The organism is Curtobacterium sp. MCPF17_002 (assembly GCF_003234115.2).
Classification (GTDB): Bacteria; Actinomycetota; Actinomycetes; order Actinomycetales; family Microbacteriaceae; genus Curtobacterium.
Map to the genome: position 1 here is coordinate 3,288,281 of NZ_CP126251.1, position 19,736 is coordinate 3,308,016.

The window sequence follows — 19,736 nt, forward strand, 5'->3', positions numbered from 1 at the left end:
TACCTCGTCATTGCTCTGCGTCAGCGCGCGGCCAACACCCGGACGTCCCAGGGGCTGAGCTCGATCTCGGTACCAGCGTCGAGGGCAGTGCCGGCGAGCACGTCCTCCGCTGCGACCGGCACCGCGAAGGTGCTGGGCGTCCACGACCAGTTGTGCACGACGTGCACGCTCTCCCCGCGTCCGTTGACCGAGCTCGCGACCGACTGTGTCTCGGTCTGCGGACGCCATGCCGTCGAACCGGAGCCCTGCCCGACCGCCCAGTCGACGACGGCTGCGGCGAGCGCGGGGTCCGGCACCGTCCCGACGTAGGTCACTCGCCCGGCTCCGTGCGTACGCGTGGTCACCGCCGCGAAGCGACCGTGGTGCGGGTGGTCGTACCCGACGAGGACGTCCGCATCGTCGACGAGCAGGCCATCCGCCCAGCGCGTGGCCGTCGCCCCGGTCGGCAGGGCGAACCCATGTTCCGCAGCCGCAGCTCCGGCTAACACCGGGATGCGTCGGCCGAGGTTGCTGAACTCGTCGTAGTGCACGCCGGCGGGCACGTCGAGGAACGCGGGCTTCCGTTCGAGCCGCGCACGGGCTTCTTCGTCTTCGTACCCGGTGCGGATGCCGACGACGAGGTGGCCACCTGCCTCGGCGTAGGCGGCGAGCCACTGCAGCTGAGCGTCGGTCGCGATGGTGAACGCGGCAGCGACGAGCACCGGACGCTCCGCGGCGAAGGACGCCGGGTCACGGTCGAAGACCTGGGACGGATGCACGGTGTTCGCCTGCAGTCCGGCATCGAAGACACCTCGGGCGAAGGCGTCGTGGACGGTCTGCCACGAGCGCCGGTCGGGCTCCATGCCGTCGCCGAGCGCCGGGTGCTCGTTCAGCGCCCACTTCGACTCGTTCGAGAACAGCAGGGCGACGTCGGCGTGCGGGCGGAGGCCGGCGACCCGGTCCCCGGCGTGCGCGAACTCCGCTCCGATCCGGGCGATCTCCTCGTAGGTCCGGCCGGGCTGCTGCGAGTGCGGCAGGACGCCACCCCAGTACGTCTCGACGCCGTAGTGCAGCGTGTGCCAGTGCCAGTACTCGATCATCGACGCGCCTCGGGACACGAGGGCCCAGGCGGCCTGTCGCCACTGCCCTTCGTAGGCGGGCTCGTTCATCCACGAGAACCCGATGGCCTGCGCGTTGGTCTCGGTGACCAGGAACGGTGCCTGCTTCGACCCGTACATGCGGTCGCCGGACGCGAAGATCGACCAGGCACCGGACGAGGTCCAGAACTGTGCGGGTTCCTCGGCGCTCGGCAGTTCGAGGGCGTCCTGCATCCGGTAGTACGGGTTGCCGGCGGTGACGTCGAGCGTCCTGGTGAGCACCTCGTCCTCGACGGTCGGCCGCTCGTAGGCGATGCACGTGGTCACGAACTGGTCCGGACGCGAGTACTCCCGCACGACGGATGCCTGCCAGGCGATGAAGTCCGTCGTGATCGAGGCCTGGAACCGGCGCCAGGCCAGGTCGTACTGCGGCTGCGCGTTGCCGTCCGGCGTCCACAGGTCAGCCCAGGTGGACAGCCGGTGGGACCAGTAGGTCAGACCCCACTCCTCGTTCAGCCGCTCGACGCTGCCGTAGGTGTGACGCAGGTGGTCGACGAAGCGCTGGAACACCTCGGGGTTCGCGATGAGCTCGTTGCCCGGCTCGTTGTCGACCTGGTAGCCGATCACGGCGGGGTGCTCGGCGTACCGGACGACGATCTTCCGGATGACCCGCTCGGCGTGGAACAGGAACGCCGGGTGGGCGTAGTCGATCTCCTGCCGGGCACCCCAGCCCATCGCCTCGCCGTCGGTGCGGCGGCGGACGTTGATCTCCGGCACGATGCGGGCGAGCCACATCGGCACGGCGTACGTGGGTGTGCCGAGGATCACCCGGATGCCGTGTTCGTGGGCGGCGTCGAGCACCGGTGCGAGCCACTCCAGGTCGAAGCGGCCGTTCTCCGGCTCCCAGGTGCTCCAGACGGACTCACCGACGCGGATGACCGAGAAGCCGGCCTCCTGCATCAGGCGCATGTCCTCGTCGAGCCGAGGGGTCGGCTGGTACTCGTGGTAGTAGGCGGCGCCGAAGAGGACGCGGTCGTGCTGCATGGTGCTGGGTGCTCCGTTCGAGAAGGATCGGTGGTGGGTGCGGGTGTCGGTCATCCCTTGACCGCCCCCGCGGTCAGCCCGTCGAGCAGCTGCTTGCGGAGGAGCAGGAACACGAGGATGGTCGGCACGCTCGCCAGCACGGCGCCGGCGAGCACCAGGTCGTACGACCGGTTCTCCGACGCGAAGATCGCGTTGAGGCCGAGAGGCAGCGTGTACTGGCTCGAGTCGGACAGCAGGACCAACGGCCACTGGAACGAGTTGTAGCTCTGCAGGAAGCTCCACACCGCCAGGGCGCCGAGCGACGGCCGGAGCAGCGGGAGCACGACCCGGCGGAACGTTCCGAACTCGGAGTTGCCGTCGATGCGGGCCGCCTCGATGAGTTCGTCGGGGATCGCCTGCACGATGAACTGCTGCATCATGAAGATGCCGAACGCCGGCGCCACCCACGGGACGACGAGCGAGAACCACGGGTTCGTCAGCCCGGACTTCACCACCAGGATGAAGAGCGGTACGAGGATCACCGCGAACGGCACGGACAGGGACGAGAACATCACAGCGAACAGGACCCGCTTGCCCCGGAACCGGAACTTGGCGAAGCCGTACCCGGCCATGGCGCAGACGAACACCGAGACGACGGTCGCGATCAGCGCGGTCCCGACGCTGATGCCGAACCACGCCCAGAACGGCTGCGTGGAGAGCAGGTTCGTGTAGTTCTCGCCGGTCGCCGGGCTGGGGATCAGGGTTGGCGGCGTCGCGAAGATGTCGCCGCGCTGCTTGAAGGACCCGGACAGAGCCCACAGCAGCGGGAACACGAAGACGAGCAGCAGGGCCACGAGTGTGGCGTAGAGCAGACCACGGCGTGCGATCCACCCCCTGGTGCGCGGTGGGCCGGACCGGGGTGCCCGGCTTCCGGCGGTCGTGACGGCCCGGGTGTCCGGGCGGTCGGTGGTCGCGGTCATGCGTCCCTCCCGATGGCGAGTGCGCGGTTGAGGATCTGGCTGACGCCGAAGACGACGACGAACAGCACGACGCCGGCGGCTGCCGCGTACCCGAACTGCTGCCGTTCGAACGCGGCGCGGTAGATGAACATGGCGACGGACAACGTGGCCTCGCCGGGCCCGCCCTTCGTCAACAGGTAGGGCTCGTCGAAGAGCTGGGCGGCGCTGATGAAGCTCGTCACCACGACGAACGCCGTGACCGGTCGGATCGCCGGGAGCGTCACGTTGGTGAACTTCCGGAAGGTGCCGGCCCCGTCGAGCGACGCGGCCTCGTACTGCTCGGGCGACACGTTCTGCAGTGCAGCCAGGAAGAAGATCGTCAGGTACCCGACCGTTCGCCAGAGGAGCACGAAGCCGATCGCGACCTTCGCGAGCGTCGGGTCACCGAGCCAGTCGGTGTTCGGCAGTCCGAACAGTGCCTTGAGCGTGGCGTTGAGCAGCCCGTAGTTCGTGTCGAACACCAGGCTGTAGATGAGCGCGATGACGATCGGCGACAGCACCATCGGGATGAAGAACGTCACCCGGAACAGGTCCCGGGCACGGAGACCCTTGGCGTTGAGCGCCTGCGCGACGAGGAGCGAGCACGGCACGATGACGAACACGGCGATGAGTGTGTAGATCAGCGAGTTGACCAGGGCCGTGCCGAAGCTGGTGTCCCGGAACAGGTTCGCGTAGTTCGACAGCCCCACCCAGTTCGGCGTGCCGAGGCCGACCCACTCAGTGAGCGACAGGTACACGGCGGCGAGCACCGGCACGATCATGAACAGCCCGTAGAGCACGTAGAACGGCGCGATGAAGAGGTACGGTGCGCTGCCTCCGTTCGTGTTGAGGCGTCGGCGACGGGCGGGTGGATCTGCGGTGGTGGTGGCGGACACCGGGAGTCCGGTGGCGGTGGATGTGGACATCGAGAGTCCTCCTCAGGCGCGGGTCTGGCCGCGGAAGTCGGCCGCAGCGGCGTCGAGCGCCTGCTTCGGGGAGATCTGGCCCTTGTAGGCCTTGATGAGGTAGCCGCTCAGGACGGTCTGCAGGATCGAGGCGTCGGCGCTCTGGTGCTGCGATGGCACGTCGTCGACCACGGACTTGTAGACGCCGAACAGCTGCTGCCCGCCGAAGTACGGGTCACTGAGCGCCGCGAGCCGCGGGTCGTCGTAGACCGAGCGCAGCGTCGGCAGGTACCCGAGGTCCTGGTACCGCTTCACCTGCTGGTCCGGGTCGAGGTACGCGGCGAGCACGAGGTCGATCCCGGCCTTCGTGAGCGGCTTGTCGCGGAGCACGGAGAACCCGGTGCCGCCGCCGACGCTCGTCGTGCTGCCGCCGCCGGCGAACCGCGGCAGGTTCCGCACCTTCCACTTGCCCTTCTGCTCCGGCACGTTCGGCTTGATGCCGTAGCTGGCGTACCAGGACGGCATGTCGACGGCCAGGATGGTGCCGCCCTTCAGCCCGGACTGCAGGCTCGGCCCGTACATGTCGGCGACCGTCGCGATCGCGCCGGACTGCACGCCGTCGACCAGGAACTGCAGGGTGCGCTCGGCTTCGGGGGTCTGGATGGCGATGCCGCCGTCCTCGTCGTACAGGTCGCCGCCGCGCTGGAGCAGCAGGATCTGGTAGCTCTGCAGCGTGCCGCCCGGGTCGGTGACCGCCACGGCGTGCAACGAGGCGCCCTTGCTCTTGTTGAGCTTCGCGCCGACGTCCATGTACTCCTCCCACGTCGTCAGGTCGTCGGGGATGCCGAGGGCCTCGAACTGGTCGGCGCGGTGGTAGTAGACGCAGAGTGGGGTGTCGGAGTCGAGCGCGTACAGGTGGCCGTCCTTCGAGAACGGCGTGAGTCGTGCACCGATCAGGTCGTCCTTCCGGGACGCCACCGACGATGACAGGTCGCTCAGCAGCTCGGCTGCGATGTCGCCGCGGAGCATCCGGCAGAACGCCCCGATCTCGAGCCCGGCGACATCCGGCGTCCCCGTTCCGGCGACCGCCTGCGCGATGAGCTTCGTCGGGATGTCCGCGGCCGCGATGGTGGTGATGTCCAACGCGAAGGCGAAGTCGGACTTGCGGTCCGCCACCGGCAGCGCCTCGGTGAAGAACTTCTCGTAGCCGGGGTCGTGCGTCCAGAACGCCAGGTCGGCGCGTCCGGAACGCACGGCTGCGGACGACTGCGGGGAGCATCCAGCCAGCAGGCTGCCGAGGGCGATGCTGCCACCCGCGGCGGCGCCCCATCGGAGCAGGTCACGTCGGCTCATCCCACGGCCTGGAGGCGCGGACCCTGCGGGTACAGAGCGTTGCGTTGGTACTGGGGTCACGTTCGTCTCCTGACGTCGTCGTCGAGGTGATTGCGGAGGTGGCGGTGAGCGCAAGTGAGCGCTCACTCACGGGACGGACGCAAGCCGCGCCTCCCGTCCGGGGGTTCAGTCGGCGGGGCGCAGGTGACGCCGCGCGGGCGAAGGCGGCGCGCTGGTGGCGCGCGTGATCAGCTGGCCGGGCAGCATCCGGTGTCGCTCGGCCGGCGGGTGACCGTCGAGCGTACGGAAGAGTCGGTGCATCGCGAGGCGGGTGGCCTCGTCGAAGTCCTGGCGGATGGTGGTGAGCGGCGTCGGCAGGTAGGCCGAGATGGGCATGTCGTCGAAGCCGACGATGCTGATGTCGTCCGGCACGGACAGTCCGTGCTGCTGGATGGCGGACATCGCCCCGATCGCCATCTGGTCGTTCGCCACGAACACCGCCGTCAGGTCCGGCCGGCCGAGCAGTGAACGCATGGCCTCGTGACCGCTCTGCGGTGACCAGTCCCCCTCGACCACCGCGTGCTCGGCAACGCCGGCGTCGTCCAGCGCTGCGCGCCACCCGGCCAACCGGCGCGAGCTCGAGGTCCAGTTCGCCGGGCCCGCGATGTGCCACACGGTCTCGTGGCCGAGGGCCAGCAGGTGGTCGGTGGCCGCGAACGCGGCGCCGGTCTCGTCGAGGCCGACCGCGAGCGTGTTCTCGCGGTCTGCGACGTCCGGCGGGCCGAGGGTCAGGACCGTCACGCCGGTCGGCAGTCGGAGCTGGTCCATCTGGTTCTCGACCGGCTCCGAGAAGACGATCGCCTCGACGTCCTGCCCGACGAGCGAGTCGACCGCCGGCTGGAGCTCGGCGGCGGTCGCGGCCACCGTGCGGACCACGGCGAGGGCGTAGCCGTTCGTGCGGCAGGCCTGCTCGACGCCGGTGAGCATCGCCGTGGGGCCGTAGAGGTTCGTGCCGATGGTGATCAACCCGACACGGCGAGAGCGCTGGGACTTGAGGGATCGGGCGGCGGCGTTGGGACGGAAGCCGAGTTCGTCGATCGCCCTGAGGACTCGGTCGCGCACGGCCTCGGTGACGTGCGGTTCGTCGTTGACCACGCGGGAGACGGTCTTCTGCGAGACGCCGGCCAGGGTCGCGACGTCGGTCATGGAGGCGGGGCGGAGGCGGCGCACGGGGGCGGTGTCGCTCATCGTCCAGCTCCTTCGCTGCGTCCGTCGGACCCGATGGGGCCGGGTGTGAGAGCAAGACAACCACGGGATTGTCTACGTAGTCAAGCGCACGCCGCATCCGACGCGACAGCGCCCGCCGTATCCTGGCCCCCGGCTCGCTGCCGCTGGGAACAACCCTGAGCTCGGGCAACCCGCACCCAGTCGGGCCCGTCGCCCACGGAAGGAACTGCAATGAGCATGGAAGGCGTTGCCTGGAGCTCGCTGTACAAGATCTCGACCGCCAGGGACGGCAAGCACGGCTTCTCCCGTGAGTCCGTCCGGCGGATCATGACGTTCGCCGTGCCGTACCGCGCGAAGCTGCTGGTCTTCATCGCCCTCTCCGTCGTGGGGGCGTTCCTCGCGGTCGCGACGCCGGTGCTCGCCGGTCAGGTCGTCGACGTCATCGCCGCCCGTGGCGAGGTCGGCACGATCGTCCGGCTCGCGGTCGTCATCGCCCTCGTGGCCGTGGCCGACGCCGCGGCGTCACTCGTGACGCGCTGGTACTCGGCGCGGATCGGCGAAGGCGTGATCCTGGACCTCCGGACCGCGGTCTTCAACCACGTGCAGAAGATGCCGATCGCGTTCTTCACCCGCACCCGGACGGGCGCGCTCGTCAGCCGCCTCAACAACGACGTGATCGGCGCGCAGCAGGCCTTCAGCGGCACGTTGTCCGGCGTGGTCACGAACCTCGTGGCGCTGATCCTCACCCTGATCGTCATGCTCAGCACGTCGTGGCTCGTGACGGTCCTCGCCGTGGTGATGCTCCCGATCTTCCTGGTGCCCGCGCGCCGCATGGGCAGCCGCCTCGCCGCCCTGCGCCGCGAGGCCGCCGACCACAACGCCGCCATGAGCACGCAGATGACCGAGCGCTTCTCCGCTCCCGGCGCCACCCTCGTCAAGCTGTTCGGACGACCCGACGAGGAAGCCGAGGAGTTCCGCGTCCGCGCCGCCCGCGTCCGCGACATCGGGGTCCGGAGTGCGCTGCTGCAGTTCGTCTTCGTCACCGCACTCACTCTGGTCTCCGCGCTCGCCCTCGCCCTGGTGTACGGGGTCGGTGGCGCCCTCGCGCTCGGCGGTCAGCTGAACACCGGCGACGTGGTCACCCTGGCGCTCCTCCTCACCCGCCTGTACGCGCCGCTGACAAGCCTCGCGAACGCACGGGTCGAGATCATGAGCGCGGTGGTCAGCTTCGAGCGCGTCTTCGAGGTGTTGGACCTCGAACCACTCATCCAGGAGAAGCCCGACGCCGGCACCGTCCCCGACGGCCCGGTGTCCGTCGAGTTCGACGACGTCCGCTTCGCCTACCCCTCTGCCGACAAGGTGTCCCTCGCCTCCCTGGAAGAAGTCTCCACGCTGGACACCCGCGGCGGCGATGAGGTGCTGCACGGTGTGTCCTTCCGGATCGAGCCGGGGCAGACCGTCGCCCTCGTCGGGACGTCCGGTGCCGGCAAGTCCACGATCGCGCAGCTCCTCTCGCGCCTGTACGACGTCGACAGTGGTGCCGTGCGCCTGACGGGCACCGACGTCCGCGACGTGACGTTCGCCTCCATGCGGCACACCATGGGCATGGTGACGCAGGACGGCCACCTGTTCCACGAGACCATCCTCTCCAACCTCCGCCTCGCCAGGCCGGAGGCCACCGAGGACGAGGTGTGGGACGCCGTTCGGCGCGCACGGCTCGAGCCGCTCATCCGGTCCCTGCCGGATCAGCTGGACACCATGGTGGGTGAGCGTGGCTACCGGCTGTCGGGGGGTGAGCGCCAGCGGATGACCATCGCGAGGCTCCTGCTCGCCCAGCCGCGCGTCGTCATCCTCGACGAGGCGACCGCGGCGCTGGACTCCACGTCCGAGGCCGCTGTGCAGGCGGCGCTCAGCGAGGCGCTCGCGGGACGGACTGCGATGGTGATCGCCCACCGCCTCTCCACCATCCGCAGCGCGGACCTGATCCTCGTGGTCGAGGACGGCTCGATCGTGGAGCGCGGGACCCACGAGGAACTGCTCGCCGCGGGTGGGCGGTACGAGGAGCTGCACCGGACCCAGTTCGCGGTGCAGAAGGACCTCGCCGCTGACGAGGTCGCGCCGGGCGAGACACAGCCTGGGGCGGTGCGGTAGCGGGAGTCGGTCACGACCTGCTGACGGACGGGAGGCGCGGTGCCAGCTGGCACCGCGCCTCCAGTCCGTCAGGTCGTCCCGTCTCCTGCACCGCCACCACACGCGCGATCCGCGCAGGTCCGTCAGCCATCACCTGCCTACCCGAGCGGCTCGACACCGTAGCTGGTGACCACCGCCCGCAGCTCGTCCAGGTACGTCTGCGCCTGCACGGTGAGGGGGACCGAGGCGTGGGCGATCCACCCGATCTCGATGCGTTCGTCGACGTCGAGGGGGATGGCGACGATCTCGGGATCGAGGTCGTCGCTGATGAGTCCGGTCGAGATCGTGTACCCGCCGAGGCCGATCATGAGGTTGAAGATCGTCGCCCGGTCCGAGACACGGATCTCCCGCTTGCTCGACATCGTCGACAGGATCTCCTCGGCCAGGTAGAAGGAGTTGTTCGCGCCCTGGTCGAACGTGAGCCGAGGCAGGTCGGCGAGGTCGGCGAGGGTCGCCCGCTCCCGTGATGCGAGCGGGTTCCGCTTGGCCACGAAGATGTGCGGCTCGGCGACGAACAGCGGCGTGAACACGACCCCGGCATCCCTCAGCAGCTTCCCGAGGACCTGCCGGTTGAAGTCGTTGCGGTAGAGGATCCCCACCTCGCTCCGCAGTGTGCGGACGTCCTCGATGATGTCCCAGGTCCGCGTCTCGCGGAGCGAGAACTCGTACTCGTCCGCGGCCGCGCCCTCGACCATGCGGACGAAGGCCTCCACGGCGAACGAGTAGTGCTGCGCCGACACCCCGAGCAGGCGACGCGACGGCTGCCCACCGACGTAACGCCGTTCCAGGAGAGAGACCTGCTCGACGACCTGTCGGGCGTACCCGAGGAACTCGACGCCGTCGACGGTGAGCACGACGCCCCGGGCCGAACGGACGAACAGCGCGCGCCCGATGCGCGTCTCGAGGTCCTTCATCGCCGCGGACAGGGTCGGCTGCGCGACGTAGAGCAGATCGGCCGCTGCGCTGATCGAGCCCTCCGTGGCGACCTCGATGAAGTACCGGAGCTGCTGCAGGGTGATGTCGTTCGAGACCCGGGCCATAGGCCGAGGCTATACCGGTGCATAGCGTCTCGGTATTACCTGATGACCCGGGAATCCCGCCATGATCGAAGCACCCCTTCCCCAGCGCCCGCGAGCGCTCGACGAACAGATTGCCGACCATGGCGAACGACCTCACCTTCAGCATCACCCGGACCCGGTTCGACGAGGACTACTCCCCCGCCGACAGCTCCCGGTTGACCACGAACTTCGCCAACCTGGCGCGCGGCGAGCACCGTCAGCAGAACCTCCGTGCTGCGCTGAGGATGATCGACGGGCGCGCGAACGACCTCGCCGGGGTGCATGACCGCTACCGCCTGCAGCTCGACATCGTCTCGGCCGCACTGGCGTTCTCCGACGGCGGATCGGACGCCGAGTTCCCGCTGCTCGAGATGCTCGACGTCACGATCGTCGACCAGCACACCGGCGAGCACCACCACGGCATCCTCGGCAACAACTTCTCGTCGTACCTGCGCGACTACGACTTCTCCGTCCTGCTGCCGTCATCGCCGGGCTTGCCGTCTGACTTCGGGGCGCTGCACGGGGCGCTCTTCCAGCGCTTCCTGGAGTCGTCCGCGTTCCGCTCGGACTTCAGTGCCGAGCCCGTCGTGTGCATCAGCGTCTCGACGAGCCAGACCTACCGCCGCACCGGGTACGTCCACCCGGTCCTCGGCGACGAGTACGAGCACGAGCACTCCTCGCTCACCGACGACTACTTCGGCCGGATGGGCATGCGGGTCCGCTACTTCCAGCCCGCCGGGGCGTCGGCCCCGCTCGCGTTCTACACCCGCGGCGACCTGACCGGCGACTACACGGACCTGCAGCTCATCGGCACGATCGCCACCATGGAGACGTTCCAGAAGATCTACCGCCCGGAGATCTACGCCGCGAACACCCCGGCCGGGAGCACCTACCGCCCCACCCTCGACCACACCGACTTCACGCCCACCCCGGTCACCTACGACCGTGAGGAGCGCAGTCGCCTCGGGATCACGCAGGGGCGGTGGACCGAGGAGCACCTCGTGACGCCGCACCACGCGCTCCTCTCGCGTTTCGCTGCCGACTCCGTCCCCGCCCGCTGACCGACTGGACCGTCACCTCCATGAGTTCTCTCCTCCCCACCTCGATCGTCGGCAGCCTGCCGAAACCGTCCTGGCTCGCCGAGCCCGAGCGTCTCTGGTCCCCCTGGCTGCTCGAGGGGGCAGCGCTGACCGAGGGCAAGCAGGACGCACTCCGGGCCGCCGTCCACGAGCAGGAGCGCCACGGCATCGACATCGTGAGCGATGGTGAGCAGACCCGCCAGCACTTCGTCACGACGTTCATCGAGCACCTGGACGGCGTCGACCTCGAGCGCAAGGAGACCGTCCGGATCCGTGATCGGTACGACGCGGCCGTCCCGACCGTCGTCGGTGCGGTGAGCCGCCGCCAGCCCGTCTTCGTCGAGGACGCTGCGTTCCTCCGCGCCCAGACCGACCGCCCGATCAAGTGGGCACTCCCCGGCCCGATGACGATGATCGACACCCTCTCGGATCAGCACTACAAGAGCCGCGAGAAGCTGGCGTGGGAGTTCGCCACGATCCTCAACCAAGAGGCGCGGGAACTCGAAGCCGCCGGCGTCGACATCATCCAGTTCGACGAGCCCGCCTTCACCGTCTTCCACGACGAGGTGCAGGACTGGGGCGTGGCCGCGCTCGAGCGTGCAGCCGAGGGCCTCCGCGCCCAGACCGCCGTGCACATCTGTTACGGCTACGGGATCGAAGCCAACAACAACTGGAAGGAGACGCTCGGAGCCGAGTGGCGGCAGTACGAGCAGTCGTTCCCGCTCCTGCAGCAGTCCTCCATCGACATCATCTCGCTGGAGAGCATCCACTCGCACGTCCCGCTCGAACTCGTCGAGCTGATCCGTGGCAAGAAGGTCATGCTCGGCGCCATCGACGTCGCGACCGAGACCGTCGAGACCCCGGAGGAGGTCGCGGAGGTGCTCCGTCGCGCCCTCGAGTTCGTCGACGCGGACAAGCTCATTCCGAGCTCCAACTGCGGGATGGCTCCCCTTGCGCGTGGGGCCGCGCTGGACAAGCTCGGTGCGCTGTCCGCTGGAGCGGACATCGTGCGGGCTGAGCTCGTCGGCACCGCAGTTCCGTCGGGACGCTAGTCGCTGAAAGACACAACGGCGGCTCTCTTCCGGAAGGAGGAGGGCCGCCGTTCGTGTTGCGTCCGCCGCGTGCTCGGCTTTCGATCCGGCATGGAGGCGCGGCTGCGGTCCGGTCGACAGGTCGCGTTGGTACTGCCCTCGCCTTTCACCGCCCCTACGGGCTCAGTCACCGTCTGAGCGATGCGCTTTTTCAGTCCCGCGCGGGGGAAAGCAGCCAGTACGGAACAAAGGCCCACGCGGGCGCCGCCGCGAGAGGCCACCAAGCCGTCGGACTCAACGTCGAAGACGCCAATCCCACGATGATCAGCCAGCTCATCGCGAGAGCCGTAACGAACCCTGCGGTGACCGCACACGAGATCCGACCTCTGCGCCGGTCTCGAGCAAAAGCGGAGCCGACAGCCGCCACGAGGAACAGCGCCTGTACCGCCGCGAGCAGGATCGCGGTTCCCAACGGTGTTCCGTACCCGCTCGGGCTGCCGTCCGGGCCGAACGACGTCGCGATCCGTTCGGGTAGCCGATCCCACCAGGCGCTGGTGAGCGCGACCTCGACGACGACGGGGAACGCAGCAGCGATGGCAGCGAAGACCACCTCTCGCCCACGTCGGCCGCGGGCGCTGGCCATCGGTGCGTTCATCAGCCGTTGCATGTCTCCCGCACTTCCCGCTCGAGGAGCGCCGTGGCGATCGCGTCGGCCGCGCGCGGGGCCTTCGCGAGCGTGTGCACCACCGCGGTGATCCCTGCCGCGTTGGCGATGACCGCACCTGCCGCTCGCACCTCCCCGTTGATCCAGATCGATGTCCCCTCCTTTCACTCTCGGCGCGACTCGCGTTCTACGACCTTTGGGTGGAGTTGGCGATCTACGGGCACCATCTAGATGCGGCGGTACGGGTGGTGGCGGAGGATCGGATCCGGCGAACGGTCAGCAGGTCAGTTCCTGCTTGATGAGTGCGGTGCTGCGCCGAGCGACGCTAATCGTCGCTATCACCGAATTGCACGAAAAGCGCACGACCCGACTCGTTAGCAACAGCCTTCATCTCGTCCACCTGGAAGAGCGCCAACTCGAACGGTCGACAATCGATGGCCACGGACTCATCAGTGATGGACTCAAGCCAGACACGAGCCTTCACGCGGCCGGCAACATCTGCCAGCCTCTTCAACAGCGTTTGCTCTTCGTCACTCAAGCCCTCGGGCATGAAGCCAGCGCGAGAGCTACTCGGTAAAGCTGTTTCAAAATCACGGGAATGCCAGCTTTGGACACGCGGCACTACGAGCTTACCCTTCGAGGTGCCACGCGGCAGCAGATCAGCGAGAGATGGCGAGGGTGGTTCCTCCCGATGACTGCGCGCCCCACGGACCTCGCTAAGAAGCAGATCGAGTCGATCGAGGACTGGGTCCCCACGATCGCGCGGCACCTCTTGCGCGCTGACTTCCAACCCGAAATACTTCCAGAGGCCATTTTGCCCGGCAGCGCGATCGGCTGAAACCTGCACGTGATTTGCAATCTTCTCGATCTCATCATTCAAGAGCCAAGGCGCCAGAGAAGAATCATACGTATGGGTATTCAGGACCCCCGTGTCAAAAGGCAAGACTGGAGTGAGGGAATCGCGAATGATTGAAACAGGCTTATTTAGAGCGGTGCGAATCCCCAATTCGAAGAACACGTTCGCATTGAGCGAAGTAGCGTCACATAACACAAGATCAGCGGAACCGATATTCCGGATGATCTCCGCATGTATGAGATCCGATCCCACCGCCGCCGGCCTGATCGCCCGATACCCCGCACTCTCGACCGCCGGCACCAATAAGTGCTCAAGAACATGTACAAAGTGATCGGGATCGCCGTACAGATCCGCGGCAGCCGAAGACGTGGATATAGGCATGGCAATAAAGCAAGATTGCTCGACATCAGTCATCCGAATACCTCATGCGCAGTTATGAAGCGGTAGCTCTTCGAAGCCGTGAGAGCCGTGACTCCCTGCGCGACTACGAGTCGCGTTGACATCGGTACCATTCCGCACCTAATGACATGACGAGAATTCACGATATTCCTTCGTTAACTTCGCCGCGCGAGGCCAGCCACGTAGTGTGTTCGCGGCTTATCGCCTCCTCCGCGTCGGCGACGGCTGCTGCCCAATCCGCTTCACTGGCCAACCTGAGCAGAGAGACCTGCTTTTGAAGTTCAGCCGCCGTGAGCGAATATGCCGCACGAAGGGTTGCATGCTGCTTGAGAGCAAGCCAAGCTGCACCTGCTCCGATGCCGGCGGCAAGGATGCCTGCCCAATCAATATCCCAACCCGCAAACAGCCTGCCAGCGGAGAGAACAATAGCCACAAGTTCAGCGACAATTAGGCCTACGCGCCAACCGCGCCCCGCTCGGCAATTGTATTCGGCCTTCCTTGTATACCAATCACGCTGCGCTTCCGTTCGTCCCGTTAAATACGCCGATTTGCGATCGACGAAAGGCATAGAGCGTAGGCGGCGCATCCTTGACGTCGGTGCACTCCCGTCTGCGTCTGGAACAGCGACACTTTGAGTCCCTTGCAGAGCCACTTGATCGACCCTGCTTCTGAATAGCGCTTCGGCTTCGTTGTCAGCGAGAGTCGGAAAGAATGGGTCCGCCGCAACCGCAAACCGCCAACTGAGCGTCTTTGTGGACTCGGCGAGAGCTCGCGATTGATACCAAGTACGATCAGGACGTTCGACTATCAAAAACAACTCAGCGGCGAGGGCGCCAACAAACCCAAGCAAGGCTGCCACCGCCCAGATGTCTATCGGCCCGAGCCACAGCGAAAAAGCTCCCCCCACAGCGGAAAGCGTCACACCCGAGAGCCGCAGACGGTTTGCCTTTAACGACGCGCGCTGAGCCGAGTTGGAGGTCGAGTCGGCCGCCTTGAAATAACTGGGTAGATCAGAATCATTCAATGGATTCGCACTCATGCTGGACGCACCCTCGTGCGCGTTGCGGCGATAGATGACCGCTTATCGAAGGCCATATCGATCCAGCGATTGGGGTCGGCCCGGAATTCATTCCATCTTACCAGGACACAGTATCGGTCATCTTCAGTCCAGGCACATCGCTCCTGCGGCAAGAAATAGTTGTAACTGAATTCCTTGACAACTGTGGAGTCATTTAGCTTGACCAAAGTATGCACCCCATTGCAAGTCTCACACCTCTGACCTCCGCCGAAGATTGAAGCCTCAAACTCCGGAACGACAACCCCAAGGAGACCGCTCTTCGTATTGCCCTGGCCGTCGAATAGCGATGCCTGCAATTCTCGCTTGATGAAGTACTGCTCGATTGGGCCGGCGCTTTCAGCACTGTGCTGACCTATGATGAAGATCGTCACCGTTGAGTCGCGAAGGTAGTCTTCACGGATTGTCCGCAGAATATAGTCTTGATCGTTGGACTGAATTGCTTCATTCAACGATTTGTCGACATAGTCAAGGTGACTCCAGGACTGAATCTGTTCCTTGTAAGCGGAGTCCTCAGTCTTGAAGGAAATATAAACTTTGTGACCCAATTGCCCCTCCTTGGGTTGGCCTCCCTTTCCGAGGGAGAATCAGAAGTCCCAGTCCTCGTCCTCAGTGTTGACGGCCTTGCCGATGACGTACGACGACCCCGACCCCGAGAAGAAGTCGTGGTTCTCGTCAGCGTTCGGCGACAGGGCGGACAGGATGGCAGGGTTCACGTCCGTGATGTTCTTCGGGAACATCGGCTCGTAGCCCAAGTTCATCAGTGCCTTGTTGGCGTTGTAGTGCAGGAACTTCTTGACATCCTCGGTCAGACCGACCTCGTCGTAGAGGTCCTGCGTGTACTGCACCTCGTTCTCGTACATCTCGAACAGCAGCGAGAACGTGTAGTCCTTGAGCTCGTCGCGCTCGGCCTGCGTGAGGGTCTCGAGGCCCTTCTGGTACTTGTACCCGATGTAGTACCCGTGGACGGCTTCGTCGCGGATGATCAGGCGGATCAGGTCGGCGGTGTTGGTGAGTTTGGCGCGCGACGACCAGTGCATCGGCAGGTAGAAGCCCGAGTAGAACAGGAACGACTCGAGCAGCGTCGAGGCGACCTTGCGCTTCAGCGGGTTGTCGCCCTGGTAGTAGTCCATCACGATGGACGCCTTCTTCTGCAGGTTCGGGTTCTCCTCGGACCAGCGGAATGCCTCATCGATCTCGGGGGTCGACGCGAGCGTCGAGAAGATCGACGAGTAGGACTTGGCGTGCACCGACTCCATGAACGCGATGTTCGTGTAGACGGCTTCTTCGTGCGGGGTGATCGCGTCGGGGATGAGCGACACGGCGCCGACGGTGCCCTGGATCGTGTCCAGGAGCGTCAGGCCGGTGAAGACGCGCATGGTGAGCTTCTGCTCGGCCGGCGTCAGCGTGTTCCACGACTGCACGTCGTTCGACAGCGGCACCTTCTCGGGCAGCCAGAAGTTGTTGACGAGGCGGTTCCAGACCTCGACGTCCTTGTCGTCCTGGATGCGGTTCCAGTTGATGGCCTGGACCCGATCAATGAGCTTCAGCTTCTCGACCAACGCACGTTTCCTTCAAGAGATGGTGACTAAGTGACGGACTGGAGGCGCGGTGCGGGCTGGCACCGCGCCTCCAGGCCAAAGATGACTGCGTGAGCAATCAGAGCATGCACGACGCCGAAGGCGTCACAGCATGCACGAAACGCAGCCCTCGACCTCGGTGCCCTCGAGCGCGAGCTGGCGGAGACGGATGTAGTAGATCGTCTTGATGCCCTTGCGCCATGCGTAGATCTGCGCCTTGTTGATGTCGCGCGTGGTGGCGGTGTCCTTGAAGAACAGCGTCAGGGACAGGCCCTGGTCCACGTGCTGCGTCGCCGCGGCGTACGTGTCGATGATCTTCTCCGGGCCGATCTCGTACGCGTCCTGGTAGTAGTCCAGGTTGTCGTTCGTCATGAACGGCGCCGGGTAGTAGACGCGACCGAGCTTGCCTTCCTTGCGGATCTCGATCTTCGACGCGATCGGGTGGATCGACGACGTCGAGTGGTTGATGTACGAGATCGAACCGGTCGGCGGGACGGCCTGCAGGTTCTGGTTGTAGATGCCGTGCTCCTGGACGGACGCCTTCAGCGCCTTCCAGTCGTCCTGCGTCGGGATGGTGATGTTCGCGTTGTCGAAGAGCGACGCGACACGAGCGGTCGCGGGGGTCCACGTCTGGTCCGTGTACTTGTCGAAGAACTCACCCGACGCGTACTTCGAGTCGCGGAAGCCGTCGAAGGTCTCGCCGGTCTCGATCGCGATCTTGTTCGACGCACGAAGGGCGTGGAACAGCACCGTGTAGAAGTAGATGTTCGTGAAGTCGATGCCCTCTTCGGAGCCGTAGTACACGCGCTCACGAGCAAGGTAGCCGTGCAGGTTCATCTGGCCGAGGCCGATGGCGTGCGACTTGTCGTTGCCGTCCTCGACGGAACGCACCGAGGTGATGTGCGACATCTGCGAGACCGAGGTCAGGCCGCGGATGGCGGTCTCGATGGTCTTGCCGAAGTCCGGCGAGTCCATCGTCAGCGCGATGTTCAGCGAGCCGAGGTTGCAGGAGATGTCCTTGCCGATCTCCTTGTAGGACAGGTCCTCGTTGAAGGTGGTCGGGGTGTTGACCTGCAGGATCTCCGAGCACAGGTTGGACATGTTGATCCGACCCTTGATCGGGTTGGCCTTGTTCACCGTGTCCTCGAACACGATGTACGGGTAGCCCGACTCGAACTGGATCTCGGCGATGGTCGTGAAGAAGTCACGCGCCTTGATCTTCGTCTTCTTGATGCGCGAGTCGTCGACCATCGCGCGGTAGTTCTCGGAGATCGGGACGTCGCCGAAGGGGACGCCGTAGACCTTCTCGACGTCGTACGGCGAGAACAGGTACATGTCCTCGTTGTTCTTCGCGAGCTCGAACGTGATGTCCGGCACGACGACGCCGAGGGACAGCGTCTTGATGCGGATCTTCTCGTCGGCGTTCTCGCGCTTGGTGTCGAGGAACTTCATGATGTCCGGGTGGTGCGCGGAGAGGTACACCGCACCCGCACCCTGGCGCGCACCGAGCTGGTTCGCGTAGGAGAAGGAGTCTTCCAGCAGCTTCATCACGGGGATGATGCCCGAGGACTGGTTCTCGATCTGCTTGATCGGGGCGCCGGCCTCGCGGATGTTGGAGAGGAGCAGGGCCACGCCGCCGCCGCGCTTCGAGAGCTGCAGCGACGAGTTGATGCCGCGCGAGATCGACTCCATGTTGTCCTCGATGCGGAGGAGGAAGCAGGAGACGAGCTCGCCGCGCTGGGCCTTCGCCGTGTTGAGGAACGTGGGGGTCGCGGGCTGGAAGCGGCCGGCGACGATCTCTTCGACCAGGTCGATCGCGAGCTGCTCGTTGCCCTGGGCCAGGCCGAGGGCGGTCATGACGACGCGGTCCTCGAAGCGCTCGAGGTAGCGCTTGCCGTCGAACGTCTTGAGCGTGTAGCTCGTGTAGTACTTGAACGCGCCGAGGAACGTCTGGAACCGGAACTTCTTCGAGTACGCCAGGTCGTTGAGTCGCTGGATGAAGTCCAGCGAGTACATGTCGATCGTGGCTTGTTCGTAGTACTCGTTCTCGACCAGGTAGTCGAGCCGCTCCTTCAGGTTGTGGAAGAAGACGGTGTTCTGGTTGACGTGCTGCAGGAAGAACTGCTTGGCGGCCTCACGATCCTTGTCGAACTGGATGTTCCCGTCCGCGTCGTAGAGGTTGAGCATCGCGTTGAGGGAGTGGTAGTCCATCCCCGTCTGCGGCGACGTCAGATCGACGTCTGCAACTGCTGCGTCCAAAATGCATCCAATCCTGTGTTGACCGCCTGCACGTCGTCAGGGGTCCCGAAGAGTTCGAATCTGTAGAGAACAGGGACGTTGCACTTCTGTGCGATGACGTCCCCCGCGAGGCCGTAGGCCTCACCGAAGTTCGTGTTGCCACCGACGACCACACCGCGGATGAGCGAGCGGTTGTGCGCGTCGTTGAGGAACTTGATGACCTGCTTGGGGACCGCCCCCTCGCCGTTGCCGCCACCGTAGGTGGGGAGGAACAGCACGTACGGCTCGTCCACGTGGAGGAACGGGTCGCTCGGGTAGAGCGGGATCCGGTCCGCGTCGCGGCCGAGCTTCTCGACGAAGCGTGCGGTGTACCCGGACACGCTCGAGAAGTAGACCAATCGGCTCATGGTGCGCTCCTCTGGAGAAGGTGCGGACAGACGGACCGTGGGTTGTCCGTGGAAGGTGATCCGGGCCTCCTGAACGGGACCAGATCACCGTCCGACGGACGGGAGACGCCTTACGCCAGTTCGGCGCTGAGGGTCGCGATCTTGTCGGGGCGGAAGCCCGACCAGTGGTCGTCGTCGGTGACGACGACGGGGGCCTGCATGTAGCCGAGGCTCTTGACGTGCTCGAGCGCGGCTTCGTCAGTGGAGACGTCGTGCACTTCGTACTCGATGCCCTTGTTGTCGAGCGCGCGGTACGTCGCGGTGCACTGGACGCAGGACGGCTTGGTGTAGACGGTGACGGCCATGATCTCCCCTGGTTCTGCTGATGCTGTGGTGGTTGTTCTGGTGCCTGTGGACCGGCGTCTCTGCGCCTGGTGAACAGTGTTGGTCGGACTCGACATCGCACTGTTCCGGGTGAGTGCTTTCCGGTGACTCGATACTACATCTAGTGGCCGACAGCGCGAGCGACCACAAGAGAAAGTGTTACAGCCGTGTAGTTCTCCACAGGCCGTCCACAGTGTGGATGGTCTGCGGCCCCGTCCCGAAGGCCGGATTTCCG

17 protein-coding genes are annotated in these 19,736 nt (G+C 65.7%); 3 read left to right on the top strand and 14 right to left on the bottom strand.

Translation table 11 applies throughout. The annotated features are described in order from the left end of the window. Positions 1 to 20: 20 nt before the first annotated feature. The 5 genes from DEJ28_RS15340 to DEJ28_RS15360 form a co-directional block, all read right to left on the bottom strand. Positions 21 to 2,174: a beta-galactosidase gene (locus tag DEJ28_RS15340; RefSeq protein ID WP_258368270.1), complete on the bottom strand. Its 2,154-nt coding sequence runs from the start codon at positions 2,172 to 2,174 to the stop codon at positions 21 to 23. Beyond that, positions 2,171 to 3,079 (bottom strand): carbohydrate ABC transporter permease, encoded by a 909-nt coding sequence (locus DEJ28_RS15345; protein WP_111117257.1) that lies wholly within the window; start codon positions 3,077 to 3,079, stop codon positions 2,171 to 2,173. Before DEJ28_RS15345 ends, DEJ28_RS15340 begins: the two co-directional genes overlap by 4 nt. After that, on the bottom strand, positions 3,076 to 4,023 hold the full coding sequence (locus DEJ28_RS15350; protein WP_111117256.1) for a carbohydrate ABC transporter permease: 948 nt from the start codon (positions 4,021 to 4,023) through the stop codon (positions 3,076 to 3,078). Before DEJ28_RS15350 ends, DEJ28_RS15345 begins: the two co-directional genes overlap by 4 nt. 12 nt (positions 4,024 to 4,035) lie before the next feature. Continuing rightward, positions 4,036 to 5,355 (bottom strand): ABC transporter substrate-binding protein, encoded by a 1,320-nt coding sequence (locus DEJ28_RS15355; protein WP_111117255.1) that lies wholly within the window; start codon positions 5,353 to 5,355, stop codon positions 4,036 to 4,038. 165 nt (positions 5,356 to 5,520) lie between these two features. Continuing rightward, positions 5,521 to 6,582 (bottom strand): LacI family DNA-binding transcriptional regulator, encoded by a 1,062-nt coding sequence (locus DEJ28_RS15360; RefSeq protein ID WP_220034677.1) that lies wholly within the window; start codon positions 6,580 to 6,582, stop codon positions 5,521 to 5,523. A gap of 210 nt (positions 6,583 to 6,792) precedes the next feature. Here DEJ28_RS15360 and DEJ28_RS15365 point away from each other — a divergent pair, with 210 nt between their 5' ends. Continuing rightward, complete coding sequence (locus DEJ28_RS15365; protein WP_111117254.1) at positions 6,793 to 8,712, top strand: ABC transporter ATP-binding protein; 1,920 nt, start codon at positions 6,793 to 6,795, stop codon at positions 8,710 to 8,712. Positions 8,713 to 8,849: 137 nt separating this feature from the next. Here DEJ28_RS15365 and DEJ28_RS15370 read toward each other — a convergent pair whose 3' ends face one another. Next, positions 8,850 to 9,791: a LysR family transcriptional regulator gene (locus tag DEJ28_RS15370; RefSeq protein WP_111117253.1), complete on the bottom strand. Its 942-nt coding sequence runs from the start codon at positions 9,789 to 9,791 to the stop codon at positions 8,850 to 8,852. A 119-nt stretch (positions 9,792 to 9,910) separates the two neighbouring features. Here DEJ28_RS15370 and DEJ28_RS15375 point away from each other — a divergent pair, with 119 nt between their 5' ends. Further along, positions 9,911 to 10,870, top strand: a complete 960-nt coding sequence (locus DEJ28_RS15375) for a putative oxygenase MesX (RefSeq protein ID WP_111117252.1) — start codon at positions 9,911 to 9,913, stop codon at positions 10,868 to 10,870. A 20-nt stretch (positions 10,871 to 10,890) separates the two neighbouring features. Then, positions 10,891 to 11,940 carry a methionine synthase gene (locus DEJ28_RS15380; RefSeq protein ID WP_111117251.1) on the top strand — a complete coding sequence of 350 codons (1,050 nt, stop codon included), beginning with the start codon at positions 10,891 to 10,893 and terminating at the stop codon, positions 11,938 to 11,940. A gap of 190 nt (positions 11,941 to 12,130) precedes the next feature. Here the strand turns inward: DEJ28_RS15380 and DEJ28_RS15385 are convergent, their stop codons facing one another. The 8 genes from DEJ28_RS15385 to nrdH all read right to left on the bottom strand — a co-directional run bounded on the left by DEJ28_RS15385 (position 12,131) and on the right by nrdH (position 19,482). Further along, positions 12,131 to 12,574, bottom strand: coding sequence for a DUF1648 domain-containing protein (locus tag DEJ28_RS15385; protein ID WP_181433857.1), 444 nt, complete (start codon positions 12,572 to 12,574; stop codon positions 12,131 to 12,133). 334 nt (positions 12,575 to 12,908) lie between these two features. After that, positions 12,909 to 13,853: a hypothetical protein gene (locus DEJ28_RS15390; protein WP_146248926.1), complete on the bottom strand. Its 945-nt coding sequence runs from the start codon at positions 13,851 to 13,853 to the stop codon at positions 12,909 to 12,911. A 124-nt stretch (positions 13,854 to 13,977) separates the two neighbouring features. Then, positions 13,978 to 14,877: a DUF4231 domain-containing protein gene (locus DEJ28_RS15395; protein WP_111117247.1), complete on the bottom strand. Its 900-nt coding sequence runs from the start codon at positions 14,875 to 14,877 to the stop codon at positions 13,978 to 13,980. Continuing rightward, the gene (locus tag DEJ28_RS15400) at positions 14,874 to 15,461 is read right to left on the bottom strand and encodes a TIR domain-containing protein (protein ID WP_111117246.1); all 588 of its coding nucleotides are present in this window, start codon (positions 15,459 to 15,461) and stop codon (positions 14,874 to 14,876) included. Before DEJ28_RS15400 ends, DEJ28_RS15395 begins: the two co-directional genes overlap by 4 nt. Before the next feature lie 39 nt (positions 15,462 to 15,500). After that, positions 15,501 to 16,475: a class 1b ribonucleoside-diphosphate reductase subunit beta gene (gene nrdF / locus DEJ28_RS15405; protein WP_111117245.1), complete on the bottom strand. Its 975-nt coding sequence runs from the start codon at positions 16,473 to 16,475 to the stop codon at positions 15,501 to 15,503. 123 nt (positions 16,476 to 16,598) lie between these two features. Continuing rightward, a complete protein-coding gene (gene nrdE, locus DEJ28_RS15410) occupies positions 16,599 to 18,704 on the bottom strand; it encodes a class 1b ribonucleoside-diphosphate reductase subunit alpha (protein WP_111095909.1) in 2,106 nt (701 codons plus the stop codon). A gap of 17 nt (positions 18,705 to 18,721) precedes the next feature. Next, positions 18,722 to 19,138: a class Ib ribonucleoside-diphosphate reductase assembly flavoprotein NrdI gene (gene nrdI, locus DEJ28_RS15415; RefSeq protein ID WP_111117244.1), complete on the bottom strand. Its 417-nt coding sequence runs from the start codon at positions 19,136 to 19,138 to the stop codon at positions 18,722 to 18,724. A gap of 110 nt (positions 19,139 to 19,248) precedes the next feature. Then, positions 19,249 to 19,482: a glutaredoxin-like protein NrdH gene (nrdH, locus tag DEJ28_RS15420; protein WP_017886897.1), complete on the bottom strand. Its 234-nt coding sequence runs from the start codon at positions 19,480 to 19,482 to the stop codon at positions 19,249 to 19,251. Between the last annotated feature and the right edge of the window lie 254 nt (positions 19,483 to 19,736).